Below are 25,282 nucleotides of genomic sequence, written 5' to 3'. Positions count from 1 at the left end.
ATGCAAGCGCGTTAAGTGTGAAAGGTCGCCATTCTCCTTGTTGTGCCGCGACCGTGTCCAAAGCCGCTTCGACGGCCGGGGCGCGGTGCTGTCTATCGTTATGCTTATTGCGGATGTCTTTGTTTGTTTTAGATCAGTATTTTTAATAATTAGCATAGATCTACAAAGCCTTTCACAGGCCCCGCACGCGGGCATTAAGGTCGATCTCCCAAGGCCAGCGCTGCTGCCATCCACGAAGGAATACCTTGATGTCCACCTCACCCCGACAACTCAAGTTCGGCGCCATTCTCACCGGTGTCGGCACCGCACAAAACGAATGGCTGCACCCGCAGATCCCCGGCGATGCCAGTGTGGATGTCGACTGGTATCGCGCCCAGGCCCAGCGAGCGGAAGCGGCCAAGTTCGACCTGGTGTTCATCGTCGACAGCCCCTATATCACTCCGGACTCCGCGCCGCACTTCCTCAACCGCCTGGAGCCGTTGACGCTGCTCTCGGCCATCGCCGGTGCCACTTCGAAGATCGGCCTGGTAGCGACACTCACCACGTCCTACACCGAACCTTTCAACGTGGCGCGGCAGTTCGCGTCCCTGGACCATATCAGCGGCGGCCGCGCCGGTTGGAACGTGGTGACCACTGGCCTGGAAGGTGCCGCGGGCAATTTTGGGCGTGAGCAGCATATCGATCACACCGAGCGCTATCGCCGGGCGGCCGAGCACCTCGAAGTGGTGCAGGGGTTGTGGGACTCCTACGAAGACGACGCCTTCGTGCGAGACAAGCAGAGCAAGATGTTCCTTGACCCGCAACGCCAGCACCGCCTCGATCACCACGGCGAGTTTTTCTCCGTCACCGGGCCGCTGAACATTTCGCGTTCGGCCCAGGGCCAGCCGGTGATCTTTCAGGCGGGTATTTCCGAGTCTGGTCGCAGTCTGGCGGCGAAGTATGCCGAGGGGATTTTTGCCGGTGTGGGTAATTTCGAAGACGCCCAGGCGTATTACAGCGACATCAAGCAACGCACGACTGCCGCCGGGCGCAACCCTGATCACGTGACCATCCTGCCCGGTATCTCACCGATCATTGCCGACACCGACGAGCAAGCCCAGGCCATCGACCGCGAGCGCAATGGCGAGCTGGACCTGGACAAGGCGCTGGTGCAATTGGGGCGGCCGTTCAACTACCACGACTTCAGCCAGTACGCGCTGGATGAGCCGTTTCCTGAGCTGGGCGACCTGGGTAGCAATGGCTACCGCGGGCATGCGGAGAACATCAAGCATGTGGCCCGTACCCAAGGGTTGACCTTGCGCCAGGCAGCGTTGCGGTTTGCCAAGCCATTTTCCAGTTTCGTGGGCTCGCCCCAGCGCGTGGCGGATGAGATCGAGCGTTGGTTTGTCGAGGGGGCGGTGGATGGGTTCAACATCCATGTAGGTGCGCCGGAGGATTTCGCGCGGTTTACTGATCAGGTGTTGCCGCTGCTGAGGGCGCGGGGGCTGTTTCGCCGTGAGTACAGCCACAGCACGTTGCGGGGGCATTTGGGATTGCCGGTGCCGGTGAATCGGCATACGGCGGCGCGTGCGCAGGCATGACGTGGGGTGGTGACTCTGCGTGCAGGTCACCTGATCCCACGCAGGCTTCAGGCAAAGCGGAACGATGCGCCATGGGCAGATGCCGGCAGGCGATCACTGCCATCGACGCTGAGTCGCGAGCGCAGCGTGCCGGTTTGCGCGGTGGTGCGGTACAGACCACGCTTTTGCAGAGCCGGGATCACCAGCTCGACAAAGTCGTTCAGCGAGCCGGGGCTGATCAGCGGGTTGAGCATATAGCCGCTGGTACCGGAGATGCGTGCGTGTTCCTCGATCTTGTCGGCGATCTGTTCCGGCGTGCCGACCAGGATCAGGTCACTGCCCCGGGTGACATTCGCGAAGCGCTGGCGCACCTCGCCGGCGGTCAGCGGTTTGCCGCTGCCGTCGGGCTTCATCACGTAGGAGGTCATGCCTTCGGTGTGGGTCGACAGTGCTTCGTTGTCGGCGTAGCGGCTGATGTCGATACCGGTGTCGCCGGCATAGCTCACCAGCTGTGCCTGCAGGTGATAGTTGCTTTGCAGGCTGTCGTACTTTTTTTGCGCCTCGATGGCGGTGGCTGCGGTGACGATACGCAGCACCGTCAGTGACTTCACGTCGGCAGCCCGGCGGCCTCGGGCTTCGGCCTGGCGCCAGATATCTTCCAGGCCCTGGCGGATTTCCAGCGGGTTGGACTTGGCGATAAACACCAGCTCCGCGTGCTTGGCTGCGAACTGCCGGCCGCGTGCCGACCAGCCCGCCTGGATCAGCAACGGTGTGCGCTGCGGCGATGGCGAGGTCAGGTGCGGCCCGGCTACCCGGTAATGCTCGCCCGCATGCAGGATCGGCCGCACGCGGGAACCGTCGGCGTAGGTGTGCGAACGTTTATCGGCGCGCACTGCGTCATCGGCCCAGCTGCCTTCCCAGAGCTTGTACACCACGTCGAGGAATTCTTCCGCGCGTTCGTAGCGGTCATCGTGCTTGATCATTTGCTCCAGGCCGAAATTGCGCGCTGCACTGGACAGGTACGAGGTGACGATGTTCCAGCCGATGCGGCCATCCGACAAATGATCCAGGGTGCTAAAACGCCGGGCGTGGGTGAAAGGGTGTTCATAGGTGGTGGTGACGGTCACCCCGAAGGCGAGCTTTTCTGTCAGGGCCGCGAGGGCTGGAATAATTGTCAACGGATCGTTGGCCGGGGCTTCCACCGCCCATTTCAACGCCATCGCTTCAGAGCCGCCGAACACATCGTAAAAGCCCAGCACGTCGCCGAAAAACATCAGGTCGAGATTCGCTTCATCCGCCATGCGGGCCAGGTTCGACCAGTACTTGAGGGTATTGATGCCCAGCCTTTCATCGGCGGGGTGGGTCCACAGGCTGGGCGCGCCGCCGCAGCCGACACTGGCTTGTTCATAGAGGCCGAATAACAGCGGGGTGGGATCGGACATGGTGCTTCCTGCGTGCAAATGGAAGAGGGCGACAGGCTATCGCCCGTGAAGGTAAGCCTTGCCGTAGTGGCGTTCCAGCCGCGCCTGGATCAATTCCAGGCCGATGGACAGCAGCCAGTAGATGACGGCGGCGGTGGTGAGCATTTCGATATAGCGGTAAGAAGACCGGCCATAGGATTGGGCGAGGAACATCACTTCCCACACGCCCATCACCGAGACCAGGGACGAGTCCTTGAGCATCGAGATGAACTGGCTGGTGGTCGGTGGAATGATGGTACGCATGGCCTGGGGCAGTACGATCTGCCAGAACGTCACCGCGCGCGCCATCCCCAGTGCAGCGGCCGCATTACGCTGGCCCTGGGAAACCCCAAGGATGCCAGCACGGAAGATCTCACTCAGGTAGGCGCCGTAGTTCAGCGACAACGCAATGATGCCGGCACTGATCGCACCCGGTACCACGCCTAGCTGCGGCAGGCCGAGGTAGATCAGCAAGATCTGGATCAGCAGCGGCGTGCCGCGAAAGAACGAGGCGTAGAAACTGGCGATGCCGAACGCCACCGCGCTGCTCGACAGACGCGCGAGGGCGGTGGCGAAACCCAGGGCTACCGACAGCCAGATCGAACAGAAACACAGGAACAGCGTCAGTGCCGCGCCTTGCAGAAAGCCCTGGGGCGAGAGGTGCAGCCCCACCAGGTTCTGCCACTTGGCGGCGACGATCGCGAACTGGAGGTCGAAGCTCAGGAACATCGCGGTGAACAGGCACAGCATTACGCCCCAGGTCAGCCATAGTCGAACGCGGAACGACAGGAGGGTGCGCTTGACGGCGGGTGGTTTCACCGTCGTCGGTGGCGTAGGAAAGACACTCATTGGGTAATGTCTGAGCCGATCCATTTCTGCGAGATCTTCGCCAGCGTGCCGTCGCTTTTCAGCTCGGCCAGGATCTGGGTCAGCCTGGCATCCCATTGCGGATCACCCTTCTCGGTGGCGACCACGTTGGGCTCGGCGTACAGCACAGTGCCGGTGATCTTGAAGCGCGGGTCGTGGTCGATGCGTTCCTTGGCGGTGACCAGGTTGGTGACCATGGCATCCAGGCGCTTGCCGGCGCCCAGGGCAAGGTCCTGGAACGCAATGGTTTCGTTGTCGTAGGGCACGGCCTGTACGGCCTTGAACGGGTAGTCGATCGGCTTGCCGGCGCCTTCGATCACCAGGTCCTTGGCCAGGTACGCTTCGTAGGTGGAGGCGCTGCCCACGCCGACTTTTTTACCACTGAGGTCGGCGGCGGACTGGATCGAGTTGTCACTGGCATTCACCACGACCACCGCGGGCGAGGCGTAGTACTCAAACGGGAAGTTGAACACTTGGCCGCGCGCGGCGCTCGGGGTCATCGAGCAGATGCAGACGTCGTAGCGGCCATTCCAGCGGCCCGCGGCGATGACTTCCCAGGACGGGGTCTCCAGCTTGAGTTTCACGCCGAGTTTGTCCGCCACGGCCTTGGTCACATCGACGTCAAAACCGTCCAGTTGATTTTGCTCGTTGAGGAAGGAGAACGGTGGGTAATTCTCCATCAGCACGCCGACCAATTGCTTGGATTGGGTGATGCGGTCCAGGGTCTGCCCGGCGAACACGGCCGGGGTTGCCAAAAGGAGGGTGGCGCTGAGGGCGGCAGCTGTGCGTAAGTTCATAAAAGCATCCAAGCGAGGTTTTTTATATTTAAACGCGATAGATGCACCAATGTTTAATGATATTAAACGCTGTAAACCGAAGCTTTGGTTATATGCTTTTGCTGCCGCAGGTCATGTTGCCGGGCCCGCAGACCCAGGCAGCCAGGTGCAGGCCCTTGAAAAGGAAGAGGCCGACGTACGCCGCGATCACGGCGACGATTCCAGTGGCGACATAGGGTTGTTTCAGGACTCATTTTCCAGGTGCAGCGCCTGTTGCTTGAGCTGGCGCTTGCGTTCAAAAGGCAGTTTTTCCTGGTCGCCGTAGGGCGCGCTGTACCAATTGCCGTAGGTCGGGTTGGGCAGCAGGAACCAGCGTTGCCCCAGCCACGCCAGGTACGGTGCGGCGGCCTTGCGCTGATCGGCCAGGGTGTTGTGCTCGGCTTGCACGAAGTCACCGAAGGAGTCACCCGCCAGCATCAGTACACGGGCGTGGCTGGCCACCCATTGGCGACGGCACTGTTTGCCGTAGCCGGCGTGTTCGCAGTGACCAGTCGGGGTACTGGCGGCCAGCACCTGTTCGTTGCGCGCCACCGGGAAGCCGCGCAGGCGCAGGTTGTTGACCGTGGCCTGCACCTGGCTGTGTTCGCGGTTGGTGATGTAGTAGACGGTAATCCCTTTTGCATCAGCCGCCCGCAGGAACTCGACGGCGCCGGGCAGTGCCTGGGCCTTGGCCTGGTCGACCCAGGTGTCCCAGCGGTCGTAGGCGTACACCTGGTTATTGAGGATGTCCCGGGCGTTGAGCGGAACGTTGTCCAGCAGGGTTTCGTCGATATCCACCACGACCGCCGGCGGCAGGCCCGCAAGGTTGCGCGGCGGCAGGGGCATGGCGTCCCAGGTAGGGTCGGCCAGTGCGGTATCCAGTTGGCGCGTGGCGCTGGCGAACACCTGGCGATAAATCAGCTCGTGCTCGATGGATGTCTGGGTCCACAGCACCGCGTCCAGTTGGTCGTTGGCGGGCGGTTGCTGTTGGCAGCCCACCAGGGCGGTGGTGGAGAGCAGGCACACACTGGTAAATATCAGGTTACGCATAAACACTCAGCCTCGGAAATTGACGGTGGCGGACAACCGCGCGGTGCGCGGCGTACCCAGGGACAGGGTGGCGCCTGCGGATTCTCACGTCGCACCGCAAGCGTTTGTCGAACAGATTGTCGATGGTCAGGCGCAGCACAGTAGCGTAATTGCCGGCCTTGGTGGTGTCGCGGCCACCTGCATCGAGCACCGCATCGTCGTCGACCTTTGCCGTGGTTTCGTGGTTGGCTTATTTGCTGGCGCTGTAGTCCACCTTTGACCGAGTTTGGCAGTCAGAAACTGTTCAGCGCTAAGGCCGCCGCGCTTGGTTGGGAGATCAATCACACATCTGCTTTTTTGTGGGAGCTGGCTTGCCTGCGATGCAGGCACCTCGGTACATCAGCCACACCGAGCGTCAGGGTACGGACGTTTTTGCTTGCTGTTGCGCGCTGCAACGGTGAGCCTTCGTCAGGGTAGAACCCATGGCAGCCGTTACCGCAGCAACGGACGTGTACCCGGCATCTCAAGGCGAACACACCAAAGCCTGTCGCTCATAATTCAGCGCCTTGTTCTGCGCGGGCAACACATACGAAGCGCTGCACCTGCGTTCCCCCCACTTGATGACCAATGTTCCCTGGTCTGCTTCCACCAACGCCAGCGCATTCCCGTTCGGGTCAGCAATCGCCAACTGCTTCCCCGTCGAGTCCTCCAACGAAGCTCCAAACCCCAGTGGCCTATGCTGGGCATCCATCAGTTCGAACAGCACCCGCCGCCCGGTGGTACCGCTGTAACGCGCGACCACCACGGCGCCCCGGCGTGGCACCACTTGTTGAGTGGCGTTGGCGATTTCCACATCGCCGCCCAGGTCGCGGGTATCCAGGCTGACCCAATTGACCCGGTAGGGCTGCGCATTGGGGATCACCGCATAGCCGTTATAACCGGTCTCCACACCGCTGTAGCTGCTGATCTTCGCTCCGGAAATGCCCGGCACTTCGGCCAGTGCGAACGTCTCACTGACGGTCTGCCCCAGGTTGATCCCGCCGCCATGGGCCACCACGGAACCTGCGAGGTTGACGTTCTGCGAGTTGTAGCCCTGGCCCTGGCTGTAGCCAAGGCTGACATCCGCCACCGAGGTGCGGCTGTTAATGTTCACCGAGCCGGAATCGCCGCTGGTGTCGCTGTGGCCGGCCTGTACCGAATAGAACGTGTCGCTGGCATCGGCGACGTAGCCATTGATGCCCGCCTGGGTGGTGGTGTTGTCGCGCTGGTGGCTGGTGGTGACAAACGCGCGGGGCGCTCGGGCCTGGCTGCCCAGCGGGAAGGAGACCGAGAGGTTCACCTGGGTGTCGCTGCTCGGTTCGCCCCAGGTGACGATCTGCTTGGTACGCGTCACGCCGAGGTTGTAGCTCAGGTTGCCCCAGTTGCTGGTGTAGCCGGCGGAAAAACTCTGCGAGCCGCCGCGATTCCAGTAACGCTGGTCGCTGGCGTTCACATACACGCTGCCGAACGCGCTGTTGCGGCCGATACTCTGGTTGATGGTCAGGTCGGTGCGGGTTTTCGAATGGCCGCTGCGCACGCGGATGCTGTCGCTGATGTCTTCGACATGGTCGTTGAAGCTGCGATAACCCTCGGTGGAGTAGCGATAGGCGGCCAGGGTAAAGTTGGTATCGGTGCCGGCAAAGGTCTTGGCATACAGCGCACGCACGCTACTGCCCTGGGTGGTTTGCCCCTGGGCCTTGCTCGATGAGTGGGTCACATCCAGCGACACTGCGCCCAACGAGGTGTTGCGGCCGGCGCCGAGGGACAGCGCGCTGTAGTCGTCGCTGGCTTGCACGCCGACGATGCCACTGAGGTTGCTGGTCAAGCCATACGCCAGGGTGCCGCTCAGGAAGCGCGGGGTCGCCAGGCCGTCGGTGTTGCTGTTGAAACGGCCCGCCGAGACGCTGTACTTCACCTGCCCCTCACGCACCATGATCGGCAAGCTGGAGAACGCCTGCATCGTCACACGGCGGGTGCCGTCGGCCTCGATCACGGTGACCTGCAAGTCACCGTTGGAGCCGCTGGGGTAGATATCGTTGATCTCGAACGGCCCCGGTGCGACGTTGGCGGTGTAGAGGATGTAGTCGTTCTGGCGGATCTCCACCGTCGCGTTGGTCTGCGCCACACCGCGGATCACCGGCGCATAGCCACGCTCGCTGTCGGCACGCATGCCGTCGTCAGAGGCCAGTTTCACGCCGCGGTAGCGCACGCTGTCGAACAGGTCGGTGTCGGAAAAGATCTCACCGGCGCTGAACTGGCCCTTGATAGCGGTCACGTCATGCTGCACATAGGTGCGGTTGCTCGTGTAGGTGTTCGAGCGCCCGGTACCGCCGCTCAGGTTCGACTCGTTGCGCAGGCGCCAGGCGCCCAGGTTGATGCCGTTGCGCAGGCCGAGGTTATTGGCGATGCGCGTGTTGTAGTCGCCAGCGGTGCGGCTGCTGTTGAGCTGATAGTTGATGAAGGCGGCGGGCACGCCTTCGTCCCACAACTGCGGGTCGACGTAGCCGCGCAGGCCGCGCTGCATGGCCACCTGCGGAATACTCGCCAACAGGCGCAGGCGGCTGCTGTCATAGCGCACGGTGGCGTCTTCGATCAGCTCCGCCAGCGGGTAGCATTCCTGAGGATGCTGCGGGTCGAGTTTGCCCTGGGCCTCCAGGCGGGCCATGTCGATGCCCAATTGCTTGAGCAGATCGAGGGTCAGGCAGGCTTCGACCCGACCGTTTTGCGGATTGCGCTTGAAGTCGATGTCGCGCCGGCCCACCAGCACTTCGTTGCTGTACAGGTCCACGCGGTAGTTGCCGGGCAACACGCTGTTGGCCGAGAGCAATTGCTGCAGGTCGACCGATGACTGCGAGCCCTGCAGGAACGTGGTATTGAAGGTCTCCGCGGCCTCGTCAGCCATGGCCCAGGCGGGCAGGCTGGCGGCGATCGCCAGCGACAGCGTCTTTAACTTCAGTGCGCCACGCGCGGACCTGTTGCTGGAAAGAAAAGACATGCGAAGACCTGTGGCATCCCTGGTTGGCGAGCAAGCGTGAGCCTGAGGCGAAGTGCTCAGGGTTTGCGGCGTGATTCACTGGCGTGTGTGGTGCCGCCTGCCAGGGCGGCGGTGTAGTGGTTCTGGGCGCCGTAGTCGTTGATGCTGGAGAACGACAACTGCATCGCGCCGCTGGGCGCCAGGCCCTTGAGCGGGAACTGTTTTTCCTCGCCAGGGGCGACCATGGTGGAGTCGCTGGCCAGTTGTTCCTGCACTTTGATGTCGGCCATGGACACGTGGTACAGCGTCGGGTTTTTCACCGTCAGCACGCTCTGCGCACCGTGTCTGGCCAGTGTCCACTCAAGTTGGGCAGGGGCCTGCAACGCACTGCCGGTTAAGCCCGCAGGGCGGAAAAAAATCTTGATGCGTTGGCGGATGGCCAACTGCAAGGTGTTCTCGGCTTCACTGGCCTTGGGGATCTCCTGCACATTCAGCCATACCACTGACTCGCGGTCGGTGGGCATGCCAGTGCCTTCGTACAAGATGCGCAGCAGTTGTTGTTCCTTGGCGAACACGCGTGCCAGCGGCGGGGTGACGGCAAACGGCGCGCGGCTGCCGCTGGAGTCGTTGCGGTCGACCCAGGACTGGATCAGCACGTCCTGGTTACCGTTGCGCACGGTGATATTGGCTTCCTTGTGCTCGCCATCGAACACGATGCGAGTGGCATTCAATGAAATGCTGGCGGCGGCCTGGGCAGCCATGAGCATGCCCAGCAGGCCGAAGCCTACGGCAATAGAACGAGGCAGCATGAGGTTTGTCCGGTGTCATCAGAAGGGGGAATGGCGAGGCCGCAAGGCCTCGCGCGCACGGTGCACAGCGCCGCGTTTACTCGTATTGCAGGATGAACGGCAGGGTGGCGTCACCGCGACCGGCCGTCGATGCACCGGCGGCACCGGTGGTGACGTAGGCAGCGGCGAAGCTCAAGGTGGCGTCGCCGCCGTCGGTGCCCTGGCCGTGCATGGTGCTTTCGATGCGTGCGGTGGCTGGCGAGCTGAGGTCGATCAGCGTGCCTTTGCTGTCGAGCAGGGCGATACCGACGTTTTGCGCGGTGGCCGAACCCGGGTTAAGGGCCAGGACGTTCTTGCCGGTCACCAGGCCCGAACCGCCGTTGTTGGCGTCAAAGATCATCGCGACCTTGGTGCCCTGGTTGCAGTTGACGTTCAGGTTGAAGTCTTTGGCGGTTACGCGACCTGCGGTTGGGTTTTCCGCAGTGCCCATGTCCTTGATCGAGACGTTGCCCATGTCGACCGAAATGGTGCGGTCGGAGTTGGCGCCGTCTACCGAGCAAGCATCGTTGTTGATGACGCCGGTGAAGGTGATTTTGCCGCTGCCGCCCAGCGTCGGCGTCGGAGCTGCAGTCTCTTCGGCGAATGCGCTGCCGGAGGCGCAGAGAATGGCCGAGGCGATAACAGCCAGGGAAAACTTCTTCATGATGATGTCCATAAGTGTGAATTGGAAAGTGCGGTTTCTGAACTGCCAGGAAATAGTAAGAGGCGAGGGCAGTCAGGCAAATAAGACGATTCTTATAAGCGCCGCAGCGAGCGGTCTAGTTGCACTTATGGAGGGTTTTTAGCCGGAAAACAAAGGCTCAAGCCATTGTCCCTGAATGGCTTTTAAGTTACCGCTTAGTTGAAAATGTTACGCGCCAGGCAATAGGCAAGAAGATCCTGGTCACTGCTGACTTCAAGTTTGCGCATGGCCGATATTTTTTGCGCGCTGATGGTTTTTGAACTTCGGTTCTGGCTGCGCGCAATATCGCTGACACTCATGCCGGAGATAAACAGGCGCAGGATTTCAAACTCCTTGGGTGACAAGGTCGAGAAGCGCTCGTCGATGGCCGTGAGGGTCTCGATCACGGAGGTCTTGGCCGGCTCCAGGCTGCGGTAGGCACTGTGTTGGGCGATCGCCTTGAGCGCCAGTTGGATCTCGGTGTGCAACTGGCTTTTCTGGATGATGCCGACCACACCCAGTTCCTGCAGGCGGGTGAGGATCAGGTGGTTGGAGATCATCGTCAGGATCAGGATCTGCACCTGCGGGAAATGCCGTTTCAGGTACTCCACCAGTTTCAGGCCGTCGCCGTAGGGCGAGTCGCCGGGCATGTTGTAGTCGGTGATCACGATGTCGGCGCCCTGGCGCTGCAACAACTCGATCAAGCCCGCCGAACAGACCGCCTCGCCGACCACCTGAAAGCGTGTGTCACGCTCCACCAGTTCGCGTACCCCGAGCAGCACGATCGGGTGATCGTCCGCGATTACCACGTTGAATTTTTTCATAAAGGGCCGTCCGTAATGCCAGTTCAAGTGAGTGAAGTGTGTCCGGGCTGGAGCGTGTCCAGCACCGCAGACAGACGCTGCATTACAGCCTTCACCCTGAGTGCCAGCGCGGTGTCGAGGCTGCCACGGTTCAGCGCGTTTTCCAGTTCGATACAGTCTTGGGCCAGGTTGAGGGCCTGCACGGCGCCGAGGGCGCCGGCGACCGAATGCAGCAGTTGGCCGAGGCCGCGTGCGTCACGCTGTTCCAGCGCCGCGCCGATGCGCTGCAAGTCGTGCTGCACGCTGCTGATGAACAGCGGACGCATTTTGTCCGACATCTGCACAGTGTCGCGGCAGGTTTCGGCGAGTGGTTCGGGGCGTGGCTCGAGCGCAGGCTTGACCTTGCACAGCTTGACCAGTTGCGCACGCAAGGTTTGCAGGCTCAAGGGTTTGACGATCCAGGCATTCATGCCCACCGCCAGGCAGCGCACGCCTTCTTCGCGCATGGCGTTGGCGGTGACGCCGATGATCGGCAAGCCCGGATCATGGGCACGTAGCGTCCGGGCCAGGTCATAGCCATTCATCAGCGGCATGTTCACGTCAGTCAGCACCAGGTCGAACGCCTGCGGTTGCCACAGGTGCAGCGCCTGTTCGCCGTTGGCGGCAACGGTCACCGAGCAGCCCAGCGCCTCCAGTTGTTCCTTGATGATGGCCTGGTTGATCGGGTTGTCCTCCGCCACCAGGATGCTCAATCCCAAGTGCCCGGCGCTCTGCGTCTGGGCGGCTGGCGGTGGCTCCTGTTTGCCGTGCTGGGCCAGGGATACGGTGGCAGCGATACTGCGCACATCGTGCAGGTCCACGCGCCAGCCCTGGTCGGTATGCAGCGGCGGGCTATGGGCGCCCGGCAGGCACACCACGCGCGGGCCGGCCCAGGGGTGGGCGAGCTCGCCGGGGAGTGCATCCAATAGCACCGCGTGGCGGTTGTCCTGTTCCTGCCCGTTCGCCGCCAGTGCCGCGCTGATGCCCAGGCGGTTGAGCCAGTCACACAGCGACTGGGCCAACTCGCGCACCGGCGCCTGCACGTACACCGGCGTCGGGCTGGGATCGATCAGCGGCAGGTGAGTCAGGGTGCCGCTGCTCAGGGGCAGGCGCATCTTCAAGGTGAAGCTGCTGCCCAGGCCCGGCTCGCTGACCACTTTGATCTCGCCCTCCATCATCTGCGCCAGCCACCGGCAGATCGGCAGGCCTAGGCCGGCACCGCCTTCACCTGCAGTGTCCGGTGCCTGGTAGAACAGGTCGAACAACTTGGCTTGCTGCGCTTCGGGAATGCCCACGCCGGAGTCGGTGACCTGCCATTCCAGGTCAACGTGTTCGCTGTCCAGTGCCGTGACCCGGGCGCGAATCACCACGCGGCCGATGTCCGTGAACTTGATGGCGTTGCTCACCAGGTTGTTGAGAATCTGGCGGATACGCATCGGGTCGCCCATCACGCAGTCGGGCAGTTGCGGGTCGATGCAACTGTAGAGCTGCAAGCCTTTGCGCTGGGCGAAGGCGGCGTAGGTGTGCAACGTGTCTTCGAGCATGTCCAGCGGGCAGAACTCGGCCGTTTCGATCGCCATTTGCCCGGACTCGATCTTCGACACGTCCAGCACATCGCTGATCAGCTGGAACAGCGTGGCGGAGGAGCGCTGGATGGTGTGCAGGTAGGTTTTCTGGTGCGGGTCCAGGTCGGTCAGGCCGAGCAGTTCAAGGGTGCCGAGTACCCCATACAGTGGGGTGCGGATTTCATGGCTCATGGTCGCCAGGAACAGCGTCTTGGCTTCATTGGCGGCGTCGGCAGCGTGGCGAGCATCATCCAGCGCCTGGGCATCCTCGATATGCCGGGTAATATCGTTGAAGGCGTACAGGCGCACGTCTTCGGCCTGATAACGCGTGGACACGAACCCGACCTGCAGGTGCCGGCCCTCGATCTCCAGATGGGTTTCGCCGCTCTCGGCGCCCTCGTGCACGCCGGCCAGGGCGGCCACCAGGCGCGCAGTGCCCGGCCATTCCTGGGCGCGCTGGTTCTCGATCAACACCTTGGCGTCGCTGCGCCTTACCACGCATAACCCGGTGGGGGCGGTGTCGATGATGACCCGGCTGAACGCCACGCTTTCGGCAATGCGTTCGTGGGCCAGGCGTGCCGGCGCAATCACCTGGAGCCGGTACCAGCGGCTGCCGGCCCAACCGAGGGTCAGCAGGCTGCCGAAGAACAGCGCCAGGCTGCTCAGCGGCCACAAGGCCGAATGGAAGAAGTGCGAATAATTCAGGCCATAGACCGCACTCCAAGGCTGGTCCCCGGCCTGGGTTATCTTGAATTCGAAGCCGTCCAGCGTGAAGTGCACGCCGTCGCTGAGCGGTGTGGCTGCGTCCGGCCCGACCAGCCGGCTGCCGTCGGGCGCGATCAGGGTAAAGCGGTCAAACGCCGAGTGTTCCAGGGCGCGCTGCACGTCGTCGACCCGCGCCAGGTCCAGCAGGGTGCCCACCACCGCCTGGGCCGTGCCTTCGAGCGGCAGGCCGATGTAGGCCAGCAAGTGGTCGGGGGCGGGGCCGGCCTGCCAGTACACGCGATCCTGCTCCAGGGGCTGCGGCGTCTCTTTAAGGGTTTGCTGCACCGCGTTGACCAGGGCTACAAGGTTACCGGTGTCCTCTGTGCTTTCCCGACGCTGGTAGCCCACGGACGGGACGGTGATGGCGTAGTTCGTCTGGCGGTCGAGCAGGAAGGTTTGCGGCGCCTCGTAAGGGGATGAGGACCAGAAGGCGCTGTAGTAGCTGGTCAGGTGCGCACCCAGGGCGAATATCTGCGGCCTGGCGGCGGCGCCGACCTGCTGTTCATCGAACGTGACGCTGAACGGGACCGAATACGAGTACTTCTGCCCTTCATACAGGGTGCGGCGGTTTTCGAGCATGCGGCTCTTGAGGCTGACCTGAACGTTGGTTTCACGCAACAATTCGGCCTGGATCCCCGGGTGGCTCAGGCTCTTGAGGTACGACTGCTGTTCCTGGAGGTTTTCCATCAGGCGCGCGAAATGAAAGCGCGTGGCGCCGTAGCGGGTCTCGACCCCCCGTTGCAGGGACCAGTAATTGGTAAGGACCAGCAGCAACGCGATCCCTATCAGCACCATCAGGCCTATATTCAAGCGCAGGGAGCTGCGGGTAAAGGCTTCGAGGATCGCGTTGTTGTGCTTCATCATGGGTTTCCGCAGGCGCAGGACACATCGGCACTGGATTGAGCTTAGTCCTATATTGGACGCATCATCCGTGGCCGGTTCCTAGTGAGATGTCGCGGGGCCATCATTGTTCAGTAGTTGTTGAAATTGTTCCGAAGAAACCGCGTGGGAAATCAGGAAACCCTGCACCTGGTTGCAGTCGATCTTGCGCAACAGCGCCAGTTGCTGGGGCGTCTCCACGCCTTCGGCGACCACGGTCAGGCCGAGTTTTCGCCCCAGCGCGATGATACTGGCGAGGGCCTGGGCGATGCCCTCGTTGTCATGGCTGCCCTGCACCAGTGCCTGGTCGATCTTGAGTTCTGTGAAGGGCGTGGACACCAGGTTGAGGTACGAGCTGTAGCCTTTGCCGAAATCGTCCTGGGACAACCCGAAGCCTTTGATGCGCAGGCGGCAGGCGCCTGCGTAGAAGTTGCTGATGTCCTGGGGCACCGAGCACTCCATCAACTCGAAGCAGATCATCCCGGGGATGCCATCGTGGTGCAGCACGAACTCCAGCAGGCGGTCGGCCAGGTCGTGGCTGTTGAGCAGGTGCGTGGGCAGGTTGATCGCCACCGGGATTTCATAGCCACGCTGGCGCCAGCGTTCTTGGGCGTGGATAGCCTGCTTGAGCACCACCCACAACAGGCGCTCTTCCAGTTCGAACGCCTTGATGGCCGGCAGGAATGCAGCGGGCAGCATCACGCCTTGCTCGGGGTGCATCCAGCGCACCAGCGCTTCGGCGGCGACGATGCGGCCGTTGGCCAGGGATTTCTTCGGCTGGAACCACGCCTGGAACTGGCCGTTGCCCATGGCCTGGATCAGCGTGTGACGGTCGATGTCCAGGTGTTCGGGCAATGCGGGGGAGGGGCTGCGTACGCGGTTGCGCAATTGGTCCACCAGGCTGCGCAAGGCGTCGGCGGCGACCGGCTTGGAAATCAGCCCGATCACCTCCACGTCGAGGTTCTTCGCCACCAGGCTGGCGGCCATCAGCATGCGGCGTGACGCGGCGCTCATGATCGCCAGTGCCGGCTTGCAGCGCAGGCTGGCCAGGCACTGGATAAATTGCACGCCGTCCATGCCGGGCATCAGCAGGTCGGTCAGTACCAGGTCGAAATCACGCTGGCGCAGCCGCTCCAGCGCTTGTTTGCCATCTTCGGCGGTTTCGAGCATGAAATCCCCTAACTCACTGAGCAGGTGCTGCAGGTAGATGTGCTGCAGGGGATGGTCCTCAACGATCAGAATACTAAGGGGCTTCATGGGTGATCCGTGCATAAGGCGCCAGGGAGTTGAATAGAGCCCGCAACGCAAAGGGTTTGACCAGGCAATGGTTCATGCCGGCGGCCAGGCACAGGTCGGCCTCGCCGCGCATGGCGTTGGCGGTGGCCCCGATTATTGGCAACGGGCAGTCCTGGCGCCGCAGTTCGCGCGCCAGTTCATAACCGTTGATGTGGGGCATGTTCACGTCCGTCAGCACCACGTCGAATTGGCCGGCGGCGTACAGCTGCAACGCTTCCTGGCCATCGGCCGCCAGCTCCACGGTGCAGCCGAGTTCCTCGAGCTGGTCGCGCAGGATCAGCTGGTTGATGATGTTGTCCTCGGCCACCAGCAGGTGCAGGTTGAGCTTCTTCAGGTCGCGCTGGCGCGTTTGCTCATCGGCGCGTGCCACCCACAGGCCCTGGGCCTGGCTGACCGCCTGGTGAATCGCACCCAGGTGGTTGAGGTTGACATGCCAGGCGCCAGCTTCGGCTTCGAGGGCGTTACAGGCGTTGCTGCTGACATGGATCACCGGCCCCGGCCAGTCGGGCACCAGCAACGGGTCGACGCTGCCGGGGTGCAATTGCAGCAGCAGATGGCTTTCCGGCAGGGTCGGCAGGCCGGTCTGGGCCCGAGCGCCCCAGCGACGCAACCAGCCGCTGATGGAGTGCGCCAGTTCCGGGATCGGCGAAGCCACGTAGATGGTCTCGGCCAGCAGTGGGGTCATTGGCGCGGTGGGGGCTTCTTCCAGCGGCAGGGTCAAGCTGAAACTGCTGCCCAGGCCCAGTTCGCTGACCATGCGGATATGGCCGTTCATCAACTGGGTCAGGCGCTGGCAGATCGGTAGCCCCAGGCCGGTGCCGGCAACCACGTTGGTGTTGCCTTCGCTCTGGTAGAACGGCTCGAAAATCAGCGCCTGGTCTTCCTGGGTAATGCCCTTGCCGGTGTCCGAGACCTGCCACAACAGGCTGGAGCGTTCGCCATCGCGGCCGAGGACCTTGACCCGCAGCACCACGCGCCCGTAGTCGGTAAACTTCACCGCGTTGTTAAGCAGGTTGTTGAGGATCTGGCGAATACGCGTCACATCGCCGATCAGGCGTTCCGGCAACTTGGGGTCGAAGCAGGCATACAGTTGCAGGCCCTTGCCCTGGGCGGCGGCCGCGTAGCCCTGGATGATCTCGTGCACCAGGTCCAGCGGTGAGAACTCGCTCAATTCCAGGGCCAACTGGCCGGCCTCGATCTTCGACACGTCCAGCACGTCGCAGATCAGTTGCAACAAGGTCGAGGATGAACCCTCGATGGCGTGCAAGTAGTCTTTTTGCTGGGCATCCAGTTGCGTGCGTGCCAGCAGTTCCAGGGTGCCGAGCACGCCATACAGCGGCGTGCGGATTTCATGGCTCATGGTGGCCAGGAACAAGGTTTTTGCGGCGTTGGCCGCGTCCGCAGAGTGTCGCGCTTCTTCCAGTGCCGCCTCGACCTGCTTGCGTGCACTGATATCGCTGAAGGCGCAAAACAGCACATCCTCGCCTTTGTAGCGGGTCGGCGCGCTGCTCAGGTACAGGTGGCGGCCGTCGATGGTCTCGAAGTAGTCGCTGCGTTCCGACGGCCCGTCGGCAAACGCCTGCTCGATCCAGCCGGCCCGCAAGCTCTCGCGCTCCGGGCCGTGGCCGAGCCATTGCTGGGCCAGGGTGTTTTCCAGCACCACCTGGCCATCGGTACGCCGCAGCACGCACAGGGCGACGGGTGCGGTCTGGATCACGTCGCGGCCGAACGCTTCGCTTTCGATCAGCGCCTGGATGCGGTGGATCGACGGAATGATGAAACGCTGGTCGACGCGCCTCATCACCAGCCAGATCAGCGTCAGGCTGAACAGGCAGAACAGCAGTGAGCCGAGCAACTGCTTCCACAGGCCGGTGACCACGGCGCGCAGGTCGATGGAGTACATCAGTTGCCAGTCCGAGGATTTCAGGTGCTTGCGGATCACCAGGTGATCGGGCAGCCAACCGCTGCCGACAAACCCGAAAAAACTCTCTTCCCCGGGCCGCGGGTGTTGTTGGCTCAACTGCGCATTGTCGCTGTTGGTGAACACCAGCATGCCCTGGGAGTTGAGCATCATGAACTCGCCGGCACTCTGGTCGCTGAGGGTGGAGGACACTTCGCGGCTCTCCATTTCCAGGCCGAGCCAGCCGGAGTCGGGATCGCGATCATCCAGGCGGATGAAGATGTACAGGTGCGAGTGGTGCTCGGTGCGGTCACTCAGCCACAGCTCGTTGAGGGTGGCCGGGTCACTGTGCTGCAGGGCCTTGAGGCGGTTGAGCATGCATTTGGAAATCGGCAGCACCTGCGCGGTGGCATCGTACAAGCGCGTCACTTGGGGCGTCATCTGGGGGGTGTTGCCGGCGTTCACGTAAAGCAGGTTGAGCTGCTTGGCCTTGAGGTAGTCGCGCAGGCGCGTGGTCAGCCAGATGCTCCACTGGTTGCTCGGTGTATCGCCCAGTTGCAGGTGCTGCTCTTCCGGGGAAAACGTGTTTGCCGGGGCCTTTGAGGGCCGGCGTACCGCGGACAGGCTGAGGCTTTCGAGCAAGGCCTGGCGGTTGGTGAAAAAGGTGTGGGCTTCGGCGATGGCGCTGCTCATGTAGCCGCGGCGCTGGGAAATATCGTTGTTGAAGGTGGACAGCAGGAAGGTATAGACCCCGCTGAGGATGCCGATCAGCAGTACGGTCGCAAAAATACGAAGCAGCCTTCTGGCTGCTTCGGGTCGGGAGAGGACGGGGTTGATCTGGAGCAGATAACTTTTCAATCGCATCGGCGCACTTTAAATAGCGACGTGCACCGCGGGCATAAGACGATCCTTAAAAGCCGTCTATTTGTAATACATATCTACCACCACGGCGGCGTCGAATGCCCCCGGCAGCGGCAGGGTGCGCCATTTCAGGTCGGCGCGGAATTCGTCGTGGCTCTGGCCCAGCCCCATGAGTTCCTGCAGGGTGAACCAGTTGTTGAACGGCAATTGTTGCTGGCTCTCGGCGCGGGACAGCGAGATGCCCACCGAGCTGTTGTTGTCCGGCACCAGCAATCCGTTGATCACACTGCCGCCGCCCGCGGTGGTGGCGAAGCGCGCGCTGACGGTGTAGGGCGTGTCGCAGCCTTTGCGCAGGTTCAGGCTGAAGTTCGCGGTGCTGGCGACTTCACCGACCGCAGCCTTGCGTGACGGCGTGGGGAAGTTGACCACGCTGGGGGTGATGGTCAGCTCCGGCGTGCACGGCACGAAACGGATGCCGTTCATGCCAGTGACCACGTAGTTGAAGTTGCTGTTGGGGCGTGAGTTGAGCCCACGCACGCCGTCCAGTTGGAACACGCGGTACGAGGTCAATGTACTGGCCTGGCCGCTTGGGGGCGTGGGGTCGTATTTCTCGATGAACACGCTGAAGTTGAGGGTGAAACGCGCCTTGTCCCAGCCGATGCAGTTGGAGGTGCAGCCTCGGTCGGAAAAGAACCCGGTGCCGACCTTGCCGGTACTTTGGGTAATGGGCTGGTTGTTGTAGCGGATGCCCACGCGAATGCCGGTGCCGATGCTCACGTTGGCCGGGTTGACGTAGAAATATATTTCCTCGCGGCCGTAGTTGTAGTCGTCTTTGCAGATCACATTGGTGGAGCGTGGGCCGGACTCCCAGATGATGCTGCCGTTGGGGGCATCGGCCGCCACCGCCAGCGCGGTGCCCAGGGCCTCCTGGGTGATGATCGAGTTGGTGCCGTCCTCGCGGCAGGCCAGCGCATGGCTGGTAGCGGGCAGGGCGGCGCAGGCCCACAGCAACATGGGTAGAAGTCGTTTGGTGAGTGACATAGGTGCATATTCCCCGCGGTCTATCACTTGAGCGCCGCGCTGTGGCGGGCTTGCAAGCCGATATCGGTGATTTCGGTGAAGTGGAGTGTGGTGCCTTTGGGCAAGGGGCTGGGCGCGTCGAGGGTCTTGCGCTCATGGGGTTCGAGCAGCAGGTAATCACTGAGCGCCTGGTCGTCTGTTTGCACATTGATCAGCGACAGGTGGAACGCGCTGGGGTTGCTGACCGTGACGGTGTGCCCGTCGGTGTTCCATTCCAACTGCTGCACCGCTTCGGCCGAACCGCCCTCGAGCGTGGGCGGCCGATAGAACAGCTTGAGCCGTTGGCGTATCGCAAACTGCACGCTGTTGGGGTCCTCCGGCTTGAGTGGGATCTCCATGATGTTCAGCCAGAACAACGACTCGCGGTCCACGGGCAAGCCTTCGCCCGCATACAGGATGCGCAGGCGATGATGCTCGCCGGCAGCCAGTTGCACCAACGGCTCGGTCGCGGCAAACGGCACCTCGCGCCCGGCGGATTCGTTTTCCCCGCTGATCCAGGTTTGCACCACGACTTCACGCGGTGCCTGGTTGACCACATTGATACCGGCGGCCTTGTCCTGGCCGAAATAGATAAGGCGCGTGCCTTCGATCTGCAGCGCGGCGTCGGCGGGCGGAGGCGCGAGAGCGAGCAGCCCACCGGCCAGCAGCACCATTCTGAGTAGAAACATGAACACAGGTGAATTCCATGGGGCGTTGATAGGGACGCACGCCATGGTAGGGCGCGGGCGGTGCGAGGGCTTTGAGGCGATTCTTAAAAGTGCGCCACTGCCCCCGGATACCGTTTCAGAATCGCCTTAAAGTCATGTTTGGCCCTGACCGTTACCGTGATCGACGCTGATGCCCAACTGTCAGGTTTACCCTATGTCCAATAAAGCGTTACGCCTGCTGATTGCCGATGCCGACCTTTTGCAACGGATCAAGATAGAGAAAATGCTCAACCAACTGGGCTACTACCGCATCGCCCCACTGAGTTCGTTCGACGAGTTGCAGGCGTTGACGCGTTCCGAGGGCGTGGCATTCGACCTGTTGATCATCGACACCGCGCTGGTGCGCTCACGGCAGGTGAACCTGCTGAAGTATTGCCACGACAACCCGCTGATACGCCACACGCTGATCTACGACGGGCACTGTGCGCAGAGTTCGCTGGTGTCGGTGTCAGTGAGCCAGACGTTGCACTTGTCGCTGTCGCAGTCGCCGGACTTCAACTCGTTGCGTCGCTGCATGGAAATCGTCGATCCCCTGCAGAATCTGCCGACCCTTGAGCGCCCGGTACTGCGCGCGGTGGATACGGAGGGAGCGGCGCCCCGCGCGAGCAAGGTGTCGATTGCTAAGCGCGCCATTTGCCAGGGGGACCCGGCGGTGTTCGCCTGTGCGATTGGCCTATCGCCCAAGCGGTAACCGCCGGGCGGGCGTCAGCCGTGCCAGACCGGCTGGGTGGCGTCTATCGCCCAGTGAGGGCGGCCAGGGCTCAGGCACACACCGCCGACCCAGCGTTCATGGCTGGCATGCTCAAGCCAATACGCATCGCCGCTCAGCACCTGATACCCCAATGGCGTCAGCGCCAACTCACGGCGGGGCCAGTCCCGGTCCACCTGTGTCTCGATCAGCAAGGGTTGCTTGCCGTCGATCAACGGCCGCATCAGCGCATGAAACATCATGTCCCCCAGAAACGGCAGTGGTTCGCGCTTGCTCATCAACTCGGCGAACACCCGACCAAACGGCACGAGGCCGGCTTCGGCAATGTAGGTCAGTGCCAGGCGTTCGGTGAGCGATAAACCGTCGCGAATGCCCGGCAGTTCCTGCAATTGGCGCAACAGCGCAGGGGCCAGCAGAGGCAGCGCCGAATGTGTGCCGTGGGCCAGCTGCGCCAGGCTTTCTGGTGACGGTGCGCAATATGCCGCCCAGGCCCGCTTGGCCAAGTGCACCGCGTCGTCGTCGATCAGCCGTCGTTGCGGCCAGAGCCAGGCGAGCAGGTCGGGCGCCAGTTGGCCAATGCCGATAAAGCGTTCCACACCGGGAATGCGGTCCACCTCGATCAGCTCCAGTGTGCGGGGGGCTTGCTCAAGACCCGCAAGTGCACGCATCAGGAACAGTTGGTCATAGGCATCCGCTTCGCACCACAGCACGCTGTGATCGGCGTCGGCCAAGGCTTCGAGCTGGTCATATTCATCGGCGACGCGGCGCGCTACCTGTGCTTCGTCCAGGGCGAAGGCCTGGCTGATAAATGCGCTGCGCATTGCACGGAATGCGGCGCTGGGCACATCGCGAACCGGGCCCATGCACAGGGGGTCGGTGAGCATCTGAAAACGTCCCTTGAACCCCGCGACCTGCAGGCTGTGGGCAATGTCATTGCCGCAGCGCCAATGGGTGGTGCGCGCTTCATCGCCGGCGGCGAAGTCGGGGTGGTTCGCGGCGAAGGCGATGGCATCGACATGGGCCTTGAGCCTGGGCCAACTGCTGAAACCCAGCTGCTTGGCGATCGCCCATTGTGCCTGGGACAGGGTTGCGTTCGGGTCTTGGGTTTTCAGGTGTGGCAGCAATTCCTTGGCGCGCTTGCGCTGTTGCTCAAGGTTGAGGCGGCCATCGGTGTTGATGTGTCGGGGCATACGATCTCCTTGCACAAACCTGTTCCGCTTCAAGGTTGGGAGTCGTAGAAAATGAGGGGGGTGCAGTGTCTTGGGCGCAGCCCTTTCCGCGGAAGGTGGCGTAGAGAGCGCCAGGCGGGAAATATAGGCAGTGCGGCGCTCGATTGCAAATCAGCCTTGCACGTCCGGCTTGCGGTCAATCCAGTGGGTCTTTATACCCTTGGCCCATGCCACCGTGTAGAAACAGCTCAGCAGCACGATCCCCCATTGCTCGGCATTGATCGATGACCAAAACCAGAACGGCTGTCCCGCCATACCGAACAGACAGGCATAGCGGCGCACCTTCAAGCGCTTGCTCTGGCTGAACCAGATAGCGACGACGCCGAGGGCGGCGATCATGATTTGGGCGATCACGGGCTTTCTCCTTGCGGGTTGACGCAAGCCAGCGCCTGTAGGGATATCGGCCTATAGACGCCGGCTTGACGGCGATAGCGGTTACTTGTCCTTGCGCGCATCCATGGTCTTTTGGTGCTCGGCCAGGAACGGCTGCTCCGCTGGATCAAAGCGATCAATCCCGGCGGTGAAACGATGCCAGTAGGGATACAACGGCTGGCGCCGCGTCACGGCTTCGATGCGCGCAGACTGTTCCTCGGTGAGCTTCAGTTCAGTCGCTGCGAGGTTGTCGCGCAGGTGTTCTTCGGTGCGCGCGCCGACAATCAGCGAAGTGATCCCTGGCCGATCCTTCAACCACGCCAGGCACGTGCGGGCGACCGAGACGCCATGCTCATCGCCGACAGCGGCGAGGGTTTCGATGATGTCCAGCGCACGCTCCTGGTCATGCACGTAGGGTTCCGGCCAGCCGCTGCCCTGGCGAGTGTTGGCCGGCGGCGTGTGCCCGCGGCGGGTGGAACCGGTCAGCAGGCCTTCGCCCATCGGGCCCCACACCAGCGTGCCCACCGACTGGTCCAGTGCCATGGGCAGCAGTTCGTACTCGGCTTCGCGGGATTCCGGGGTGTAGTAGATCTGCTGGGTAATAGGTTTGAGCATGCCGTGCAACTCGGCCTTGCCCAAGGTTTTCATCATTTGCCAGGCGGTGAAATTGCTGGTGCCGAAGTAACGGATTTTCCCCGAACCCACCAGCAGCCGCAGCGCTTCGAGGGTTTCCTCGATGGGGGTCATGCCATCCCAATTGTGCAGTTGGTACAGGTCGATATGGTCGGTGCCCAAGCGTTTCAAACTGGCCTCGCACGCGCGAATCAGGTGGTAGCGCGAGGAACCGGAATTGTTCGGGTTGCTGTCCACCGGGCTACGGCCCTTGGTAGCCAACAGGACATCGTTGCGCTTGTCGCCCAAGGCTTTGCCAACCACTTCTTCAGCCAGACCGTGGGAGTAGAGGTCGGCGGTGTCAACCATGTTCACACCCGCGTCGAACGCGATATCGAACATGCGCTTGGCCAGGGGCACGTCCACCGATCCGCATTGTTCAAATTCGGCGCGACCGCCAAAGGGCACGGTGCCCAGGATCATTTCGGACACCAGCAGGCCGGAATGGCCCAGTTGTCGGTAGTGCATGTCGCCTCCGTATCTACGTTGAACCTGAAGTTCTGAGCCGCACGGGTGGCGATAGTTTGAATTTTTTCATGAAATCTTGCCGCGCCTGCCTCACCATTGCGGCCAACAGGATTTAAGAGGAACACCGCGTCCATGAGCGCACTGATCGAAACCCGCGCCCTCACGCGCCTGGACGAGCGCCGCCAAGTGCCGTTGCTCCAGCCCATTGATTTTACCCTGCATGCCGGCGACCGCGTGTCCATCACCGGCGCGTCCGGTTCTGGCAAAAGTGTATTCCTGCGCGCGTTGGCGCTGCTGGATGCGCCCACGTCCGGGCAGATCCTGTGGAATAACCAGCCGATCGGCAATACGCAGATTCCCCACTATCGCAGCCATATCAGCTACCTGTCGCAACGTCCGGCGCTGCTTGATGGTTCGGTGGAAGACAACCTGCGGTTCCCCTTCAGCCTCAAGACGTTGCGCAAGCGCAGCTTCGATCTGGCGGCCGTCACCACGCTGCTCGGGCATGCCGGCAAGGCGCCGGATTTTCTCGCCAAGCGCGCCGGCGACCTGTCGGGCGGCGAATCCCAGGTGGTCTCGTTGATCCGCACCCTGCAACTGAACCCCGAAGTGCTACTGCTGGACGAACCCACCGCCGCCCTCGACCCAACCTCATCCCGCGAGGTGGAGGCGTTGATCGATGCCTGGTTTGCCGGTGACCCTGCGCGTGCCTGTATCTGGGTCTCCCACGACCTGGACCAGGCCCGGCGCATGAGTGACATCCACTTGCAGATGAGTGCCGGTGTGTTGAGCGGAGTGCCCCAGCCATGAACTATCAGAACCTCACCGCGCTGGACATGGGCATTGCCGCCTCGTTGATTTTGATCAACGGCGCACTGTCGCTGCTGCTGCGCCTGGGCCTTGGCCGCCAGTTGCTGTGGGCGGCGGTGCGCACCGTGGTGCAATTGTTGGCCATCGGTTACCTGCTGGGCTGGGTCTTCGAGTTTGCCTACTGGTACGTGGTGTTGCCGTTGATGTGTGCGATGACCCTGACCGCCGGGCTTTCGGCCGCCGGGCGAGGGCGGCGCACGTACCGGGGCCAGCGGGTCGACAGCATCCTGTCGGTGTGGGGCAGCTCGTGGCTGGTCACGGCCGTGGGCTTGTTTGCGGTGATCCGCATCCACCCGTGGTACGAGCCGCAGTATGCGATCCCGATCCTGGGCATGATCCTGGGCAACACCCTGACCGGCGTCTCCCTGGGCATCGAGCGCATGACCCAGGAACTGACCTCGGGGCGCAACACCATCGAGATGATCCTGGCCCTCGGCGGCTCACGCTGGGAAGCGGCGCAGGACGCGATACGCCAAGCGGTACGCGCGGGCATGATCCCGACGCTGAACCAGATGACGGTGGTGGGCATCGTCAGCCTGCCCGGCATGATGACCGGTCAGGTGCTGGCGGGGGAGAGCCCGGAGGATGCGGTGCGGTATCAGATCGTGATCATGTTCCTGATTGCCGCGTCATCGGCGTTAGGCACGGTGGGGGCGGTGTTGCTCACCTATCGGCGGTTGTTTTCCAGCAGCCATCGATTCCTGCGCGATCGCCTCCAAGAGCGTTGAGCACACCCCTGGCCTGTGCAGCACCTACGTCGTTGGCGGAATTTGAGGCACGCCGAAGTTCAACTGTGGGCGCTGTCGAGCCCCACA

General features: G+C 62.5%; 21 protein-coding genes. 5 read left to right on the top strand and 16 right to left on the bottom strand.

Annotated elements, in window-relative coordinates; translation table 11 throughout:
* Positions 1–248 precede the first annotated feature (248 nt).
* Positions 249–1,580, top strand: coding sequence for an LLM class flavin-dependent oxidoreductase (locus ATH90_RS18040; protein ID WP_098466930.1), 1,332 nt, complete (start codon positions 249–251; stop codon positions 1,578–1,580).
* Between the two features lie 47 nt (positions 1,581–1,627).
* On the opposite strand, the gene ATH90_RS18035 is transcribed toward ATH90_RS18040, so the two are convergent.
* The 4 genes from ATH90_RS18035 to ATH90_RS18020 all read right to left on the bottom strand — a co-directional run bounded on the left by ATH90_RS18035 (position 1,628) and on the right by ATH90_RS18020 (position 5,751).
* A complete protein-coding gene (locus tag ATH90_RS18035) occupies positions 1,628–3,001 on the bottom strand; it encodes an LLM class flavin-dependent oxidoreductase (RefSeq protein ID WP_098466929.1) in 1,374 nt (457 codons plus the stop codon).
* 36 nt (positions 3,002–3,037) lie between these two features.
* Positions 3,038–3,868 carry an amino acid ABC transporter permease gene (locus ATH90_RS18030; protein ID WP_069077781.1) on the bottom strand — a complete coding sequence of 277 codons (831 nt, stop codon included), beginning with the start codon at positions 3,866–3,868 and terminating at the stop codon, positions 3,038–3,040.
* Positions 3,865–4,683 (bottom strand): transporter substrate-binding domain-containing protein, encoded by an 819-nt coding sequence (locus ATH90_RS18025; protein ID WP_098466928.1) that lies wholly within the window; start codon positions 4,681–4,683, stop codon positions 3,865–3,867. Before ATH90_RS18025 ends, ATH90_RS18030 begins: the two co-directional genes overlap by 4 nt.
* Before the next feature lie 222 nt (positions 4,684–4,905).
* The gene (locus tag ATH90_RS18020) at positions 4,906–5,751 is read right to left on the bottom strand and encodes a 5'-nucleotidase, lipoprotein e(P4) family (RefSeq protein WP_098466927.1); all 846 of its coding nucleotides are present in this window, start codon (positions 5,749–5,751) and stop codon (positions 4,906–4,908) included.
* Positions 5,752–5,776: 25 nt separating this feature from the next.
* Here ATH90_RS18020 and ATH90_RS29405 point away from each other — a divergent pair, with 25 nt between their 5' ends.
* Positions 5,777–6,010 carry a hypothetical protein gene (locus tag ATH90_RS29405; RefSeq protein WP_170041132.1) on the top strand — a complete coding sequence of 78 codons (234 nt, stop codon included), beginning with the start codon at positions 5,777–5,779 and terminating at the stop codon, positions 6,008–6,010.
* 243 nt (positions 6,011–6,253) lie between these two features.
* Here the strand turns inward: ATH90_RS29405 and ATH90_RS18010 are convergent, their stop codons facing one another.
* The 9 genes from ATH90_RS18010 to ATH90_RS17970 all read right to left on the bottom strand — a co-directional run bounded on the left by ATH90_RS18010 (position 6,254) and on the right by ATH90_RS17970 (position 20,108).
* Positions 6,254–8,764, bottom strand: a complete 2,511-nt coding sequence (locus ATH90_RS18010; RefSeq protein ID WP_098466926.1) for a fimbria/pilus outer membrane usher protein — start codon at positions 8,762–8,764, stop codon at positions 6,254–6,256.
* 56 nt (positions 8,765–8,820) lie between these two features.
* Complete coding sequence (locus tag ATH90_RS18005; protein ID WP_034107446.1) at positions 8,821–9,552, bottom strand: fimbrial biogenesis chaperone; 732 nt, start codon at positions 9,550–9,552, stop codon at positions 8,821–8,823.
* A gap of 76 nt (positions 9,553–9,628) precedes the next feature.
* Complete coding sequence (locus tag ATH90_RS18000) at positions 9,629–10,234, bottom strand: fimbrial protein (RefSeq protein ID WP_098466925.1); 606 nt, start codon at positions 10,232–10,234, stop codon at positions 9,629–9,631.
* Positions 10,235–10,428: 194 nt separating this feature from the next.
* A complete protein-coding gene (locus ATH90_RS17995; protein ID WP_098466924.1) occupies positions 10,429–11,076 on the bottom strand; it encodes a response regulator in 648 nt (215 codons plus the stop codon).
* Between the two features lie 23 nt (positions 11,077–11,099).
* Positions 11,100–14,285 (bottom strand): hybrid sensor histidine kinase/response regulator, encoded by a 3,186-nt coding sequence (locus tag ATH90_RS17990; protein WP_034107440.1) that lies wholly within the window; start codon positions 14,283–14,285, stop codon positions 11,100–11,102.
* An 81-nt stretch (positions 14,286–14,366) separates the two neighbouring features.
* Positions 14,367–15,560 (bottom strand): response regulator cyclic di-GMP phosphodiesterase PvrR, encoded by a 1,194-nt coding sequence (gene pvrR / locus ATH90_RS17985; protein WP_034107438.1) that lies wholly within the window; start codon positions 15,558–15,560, stop codon positions 14,367–14,369.
* Positions 15,547–18,363, bottom strand: a complete 2,817-nt coding sequence (locus tag ATH90_RS17980) for an ATP-binding protein (RefSeq protein WP_034107436.1) — start codon at positions 18,361–18,363, stop codon at positions 15,547–15,549. The genes pvrR and ATH90_RS17980 overlap by 14 nt, the downstream gene beginning before the upstream one ends.
* Positions 18,364–18,420: 57 nt before the next feature.
* Positions 18,421–19,374, bottom strand: coding sequence for a fimbrial protein (locus ATH90_RS17975; RefSeq protein WP_234010337.1), 954 nt, complete (start codon positions 19,372–19,374; stop codon positions 18,421–18,423).
* A 50-nt stretch (positions 19,375–19,424) separates the two neighbouring features.
* A complete protein-coding gene (locus ATH90_RS17970; protein ID WP_238339939.1) occupies positions 19,425–20,108 on the bottom strand; it encodes a fimbrial biogenesis chaperone in 684 nt (227 codons plus the stop codon).
* A 193-nt stretch (positions 20,109–20,301) separates the two neighbouring features.
* Between ATH90_RS17970 and ATH90_RS17965 the strand changes: the two genes are divergently transcribed.
* Entirely contained in the window at positions 20,302–20,838 is a 537-nt protein-coding gene (locus ATH90_RS17965; protein ID WP_034107432.1) for an ANTAR domain-containing protein, read from the top strand.
* Positions 20,839–20,852: 14 nt separating this feature from the next.
* On the opposite strand, the gene ATH90_RS17960 is transcribed toward ATH90_RS17965, so the two are convergent.
* The 3 genes from ATH90_RS17960 to ATH90_RS17950 all read right to left on the bottom strand — a co-directional run bounded on the left by ATH90_RS17960 (position 20,853) and on the right by ATH90_RS17950 (position 23,597).
* Positions 20,853–22,046 carry a DUF1835 domain-containing protein gene (locus ATH90_RS17960; RefSeq protein ID WP_098466922.1) on the bottom strand — a complete coding sequence of 398 codons (1,194 nt, stop codon included), beginning with the start codon at positions 22,044–22,046 and terminating at the stop codon, positions 20,853–20,855.
* 150 nt (positions 22,047–22,196) lie between these two features.
* Complete coding sequence (locus ATH90_RS17955) at positions 22,197–22,439, bottom strand: hypothetical protein (protein ID WP_052211128.1); 243 nt, start codon at positions 22,437–22,439, stop codon at positions 22,197–22,199.
* Positions 22,440–22,520: 81 nt separating this feature from the next.
* On the bottom strand, positions 22,521–23,597 hold the full coding sequence (locus ATH90_RS17950; protein ID WP_098466921.1) for an aldo/keto reductase: 1,077 nt from the start codon (positions 23,595–23,597) through the stop codon (positions 22,521–22,523).
* 132 nt (positions 23,598–23,729) lie between these two features.
* On the opposite strand from ATH90_RS17950, the gene ATH90_RS17945 reads away from it, so the two are divergent.
* Together ATH90_RS17945 and ATH90_RS17940 are read left to right on the top strand one after the other, a co-directional pair.
* Entirely contained in the window at positions 23,730–24,407 is a 678-nt protein-coding gene (locus ATH90_RS17945; protein WP_034107426.1) for an ABC transporter ATP-binding protein, read from the top strand.
* Positions 24,404–25,195: an ABC transporter permease gene (locus ATH90_RS17940; protein WP_098466920.1), complete on the top strand. Its 792-nt coding sequence runs from the start codon at positions 24,404–24,406 to the stop codon at positions 25,193–25,195. The genes ATH90_RS17945 and ATH90_RS17940 overlap by 4 nt, the downstream gene beginning before the upstream one ends.
* Positions 25,196–25,282 lie beyond the last annotated feature (87 nt).

This window comes from Pseudomonas lurida (genome assembly GCF_002563895.1).
Taxonomy (GTDB): domain Bacteria; phylum Pseudomonadota; class Gammaproteobacteria; order Pseudomonadales; family Pseudomonadaceae; genus Aquipseudomonas; species Aquipseudomonas lurida.
Note: the sequence above shows the minus strand (reverse complement) of the source record. Positions and strands in the feature narration are given on the sequence as shown.

Coding starts and splice junctions, on each gene's coding strand:
- ATH90_RS18020 (WP_098466927.1), bottom strand. CDS start 5,751: ATGCGTAACCTGATATTTACCAGTGTGTGCCTGCTCTCCACCACCGCC.
- pvrR (WP_034107438.1), bottom strand. CDS start 15,560: ATGAAGCCCCTTAGTATTCTGATCGTTGAGGACCATCCCCTGCAGCAC.
- ATH90_RS17980 (WP_034107436.1), bottom strand. CDS start 18,363: ATGCGATTGAAAAGTTATCTGCTCCAGATCAACCCCGTCCTCTCCCGA.
- ATH90_RS18005 (WP_034107446.1), bottom strand. CDS start 9,552: ATGCTGCCTCGTTCTATTGCCGTAGGCTTCGGCCTGCTGGGCATGCTC.
- ATH90_RS18000 (WP_098466925.1), bottom strand. CDS start 10,234: ATGAAGAAGTTTTCCCTGGCTGTTATCGCCTCGGCCATTCTCTGCGCC.
- ATH90_RS17960 (WP_098466922.1), bottom strand. CDS start 22,046: ATGCCCCGACACATCAACACCGATGGCCGCCTCAACCTTGAGCAACAG.
- ATH90_RS18035 (WP_098466929.1), bottom strand. CDS start 3,001: ATGTCCGATCCCACCCCGCTGTTATTCGGCCTCTATGAACAAGCCAGT.
- ATH90_RS18040 (WP_098466930.1), top strand. CDS start 249: ATGTCCACCTCACCCCGACAACTCAAGTTCGGCGCCATTCTCACCGGT.
- ATH90_RS17965 (WP_034107432.1), top strand. CDS start 20,302: ATGTCCAATAAAGCGTTACGCCTGCTGATTGCCGATGCCGACCTTTTG.
- ATH90_RS17995 (WP_098466924.1), bottom strand. CDS start 11,076: ATGAAAAAATTCAACGTGGTAATCGCGGACGATCACCCGATCGTGCTG.
- ATH90_RS18025 (WP_098466928.1), bottom strand. CDS start 4,683: ATGAACTTACGCACAGCTGCCGCCCTCAGCGCCACCCTCCTTTTGGCA.
- ATH90_RS17940 (WP_098466920.1), top strand. CDS start 24,404: ATGAACTATCAGAACCTCACCGCGCTGGACATGGGCATTGCCGCCTCG.
- ATH90_RS17975 (WP_234010337.1), bottom strand. CDS start 19,374: ATGTTGCTGTGGGCCTGCGCCGCCCTGCCCGCTACCAGCCATGCGCTG.
- ATH90_RS17970 (WP_238339939.1), bottom strand. CDS start 20,108: ATGTTTCTACTCAGAATGGTGCTGCTGGCCGGTGGGCTGCTCGCTCTC.
- ATH90_RS17950 (WP_098466921.1), bottom strand. CDS start 23,597: ATGCACTACCGACAACTGGGCCATTCCGGCCTGCTGGTGTCCGAAATG.
- ATH90_RS18030 (WP_069077781.1), bottom strand. CDS start 3,868: ATGAGTGTCTTTCCTACGCCACCGACGACGGTGAAACCACCCGCCGTC.
- ATH90_RS18010 (WP_098466926.1), bottom strand. CDS start 8,764: ATGTCTTTTCTTTCCAGCAACAGGTCCGCGCGTGGCGCACTGAAGTTA.
- ATH90_RS17990 (WP_034107440.1), bottom strand. CDS start 14,285: ATGAAGCACAACAACGCGATCCTCGAAGCCTTTACCCGCAGCTCCCTG.
- ATH90_RS17945 (WP_034107426.1), top strand. CDS start 23,730: ATGAGCGCACTGATCGAAACCCGCGCCCTCACGCGCCTGGACGAGCGC.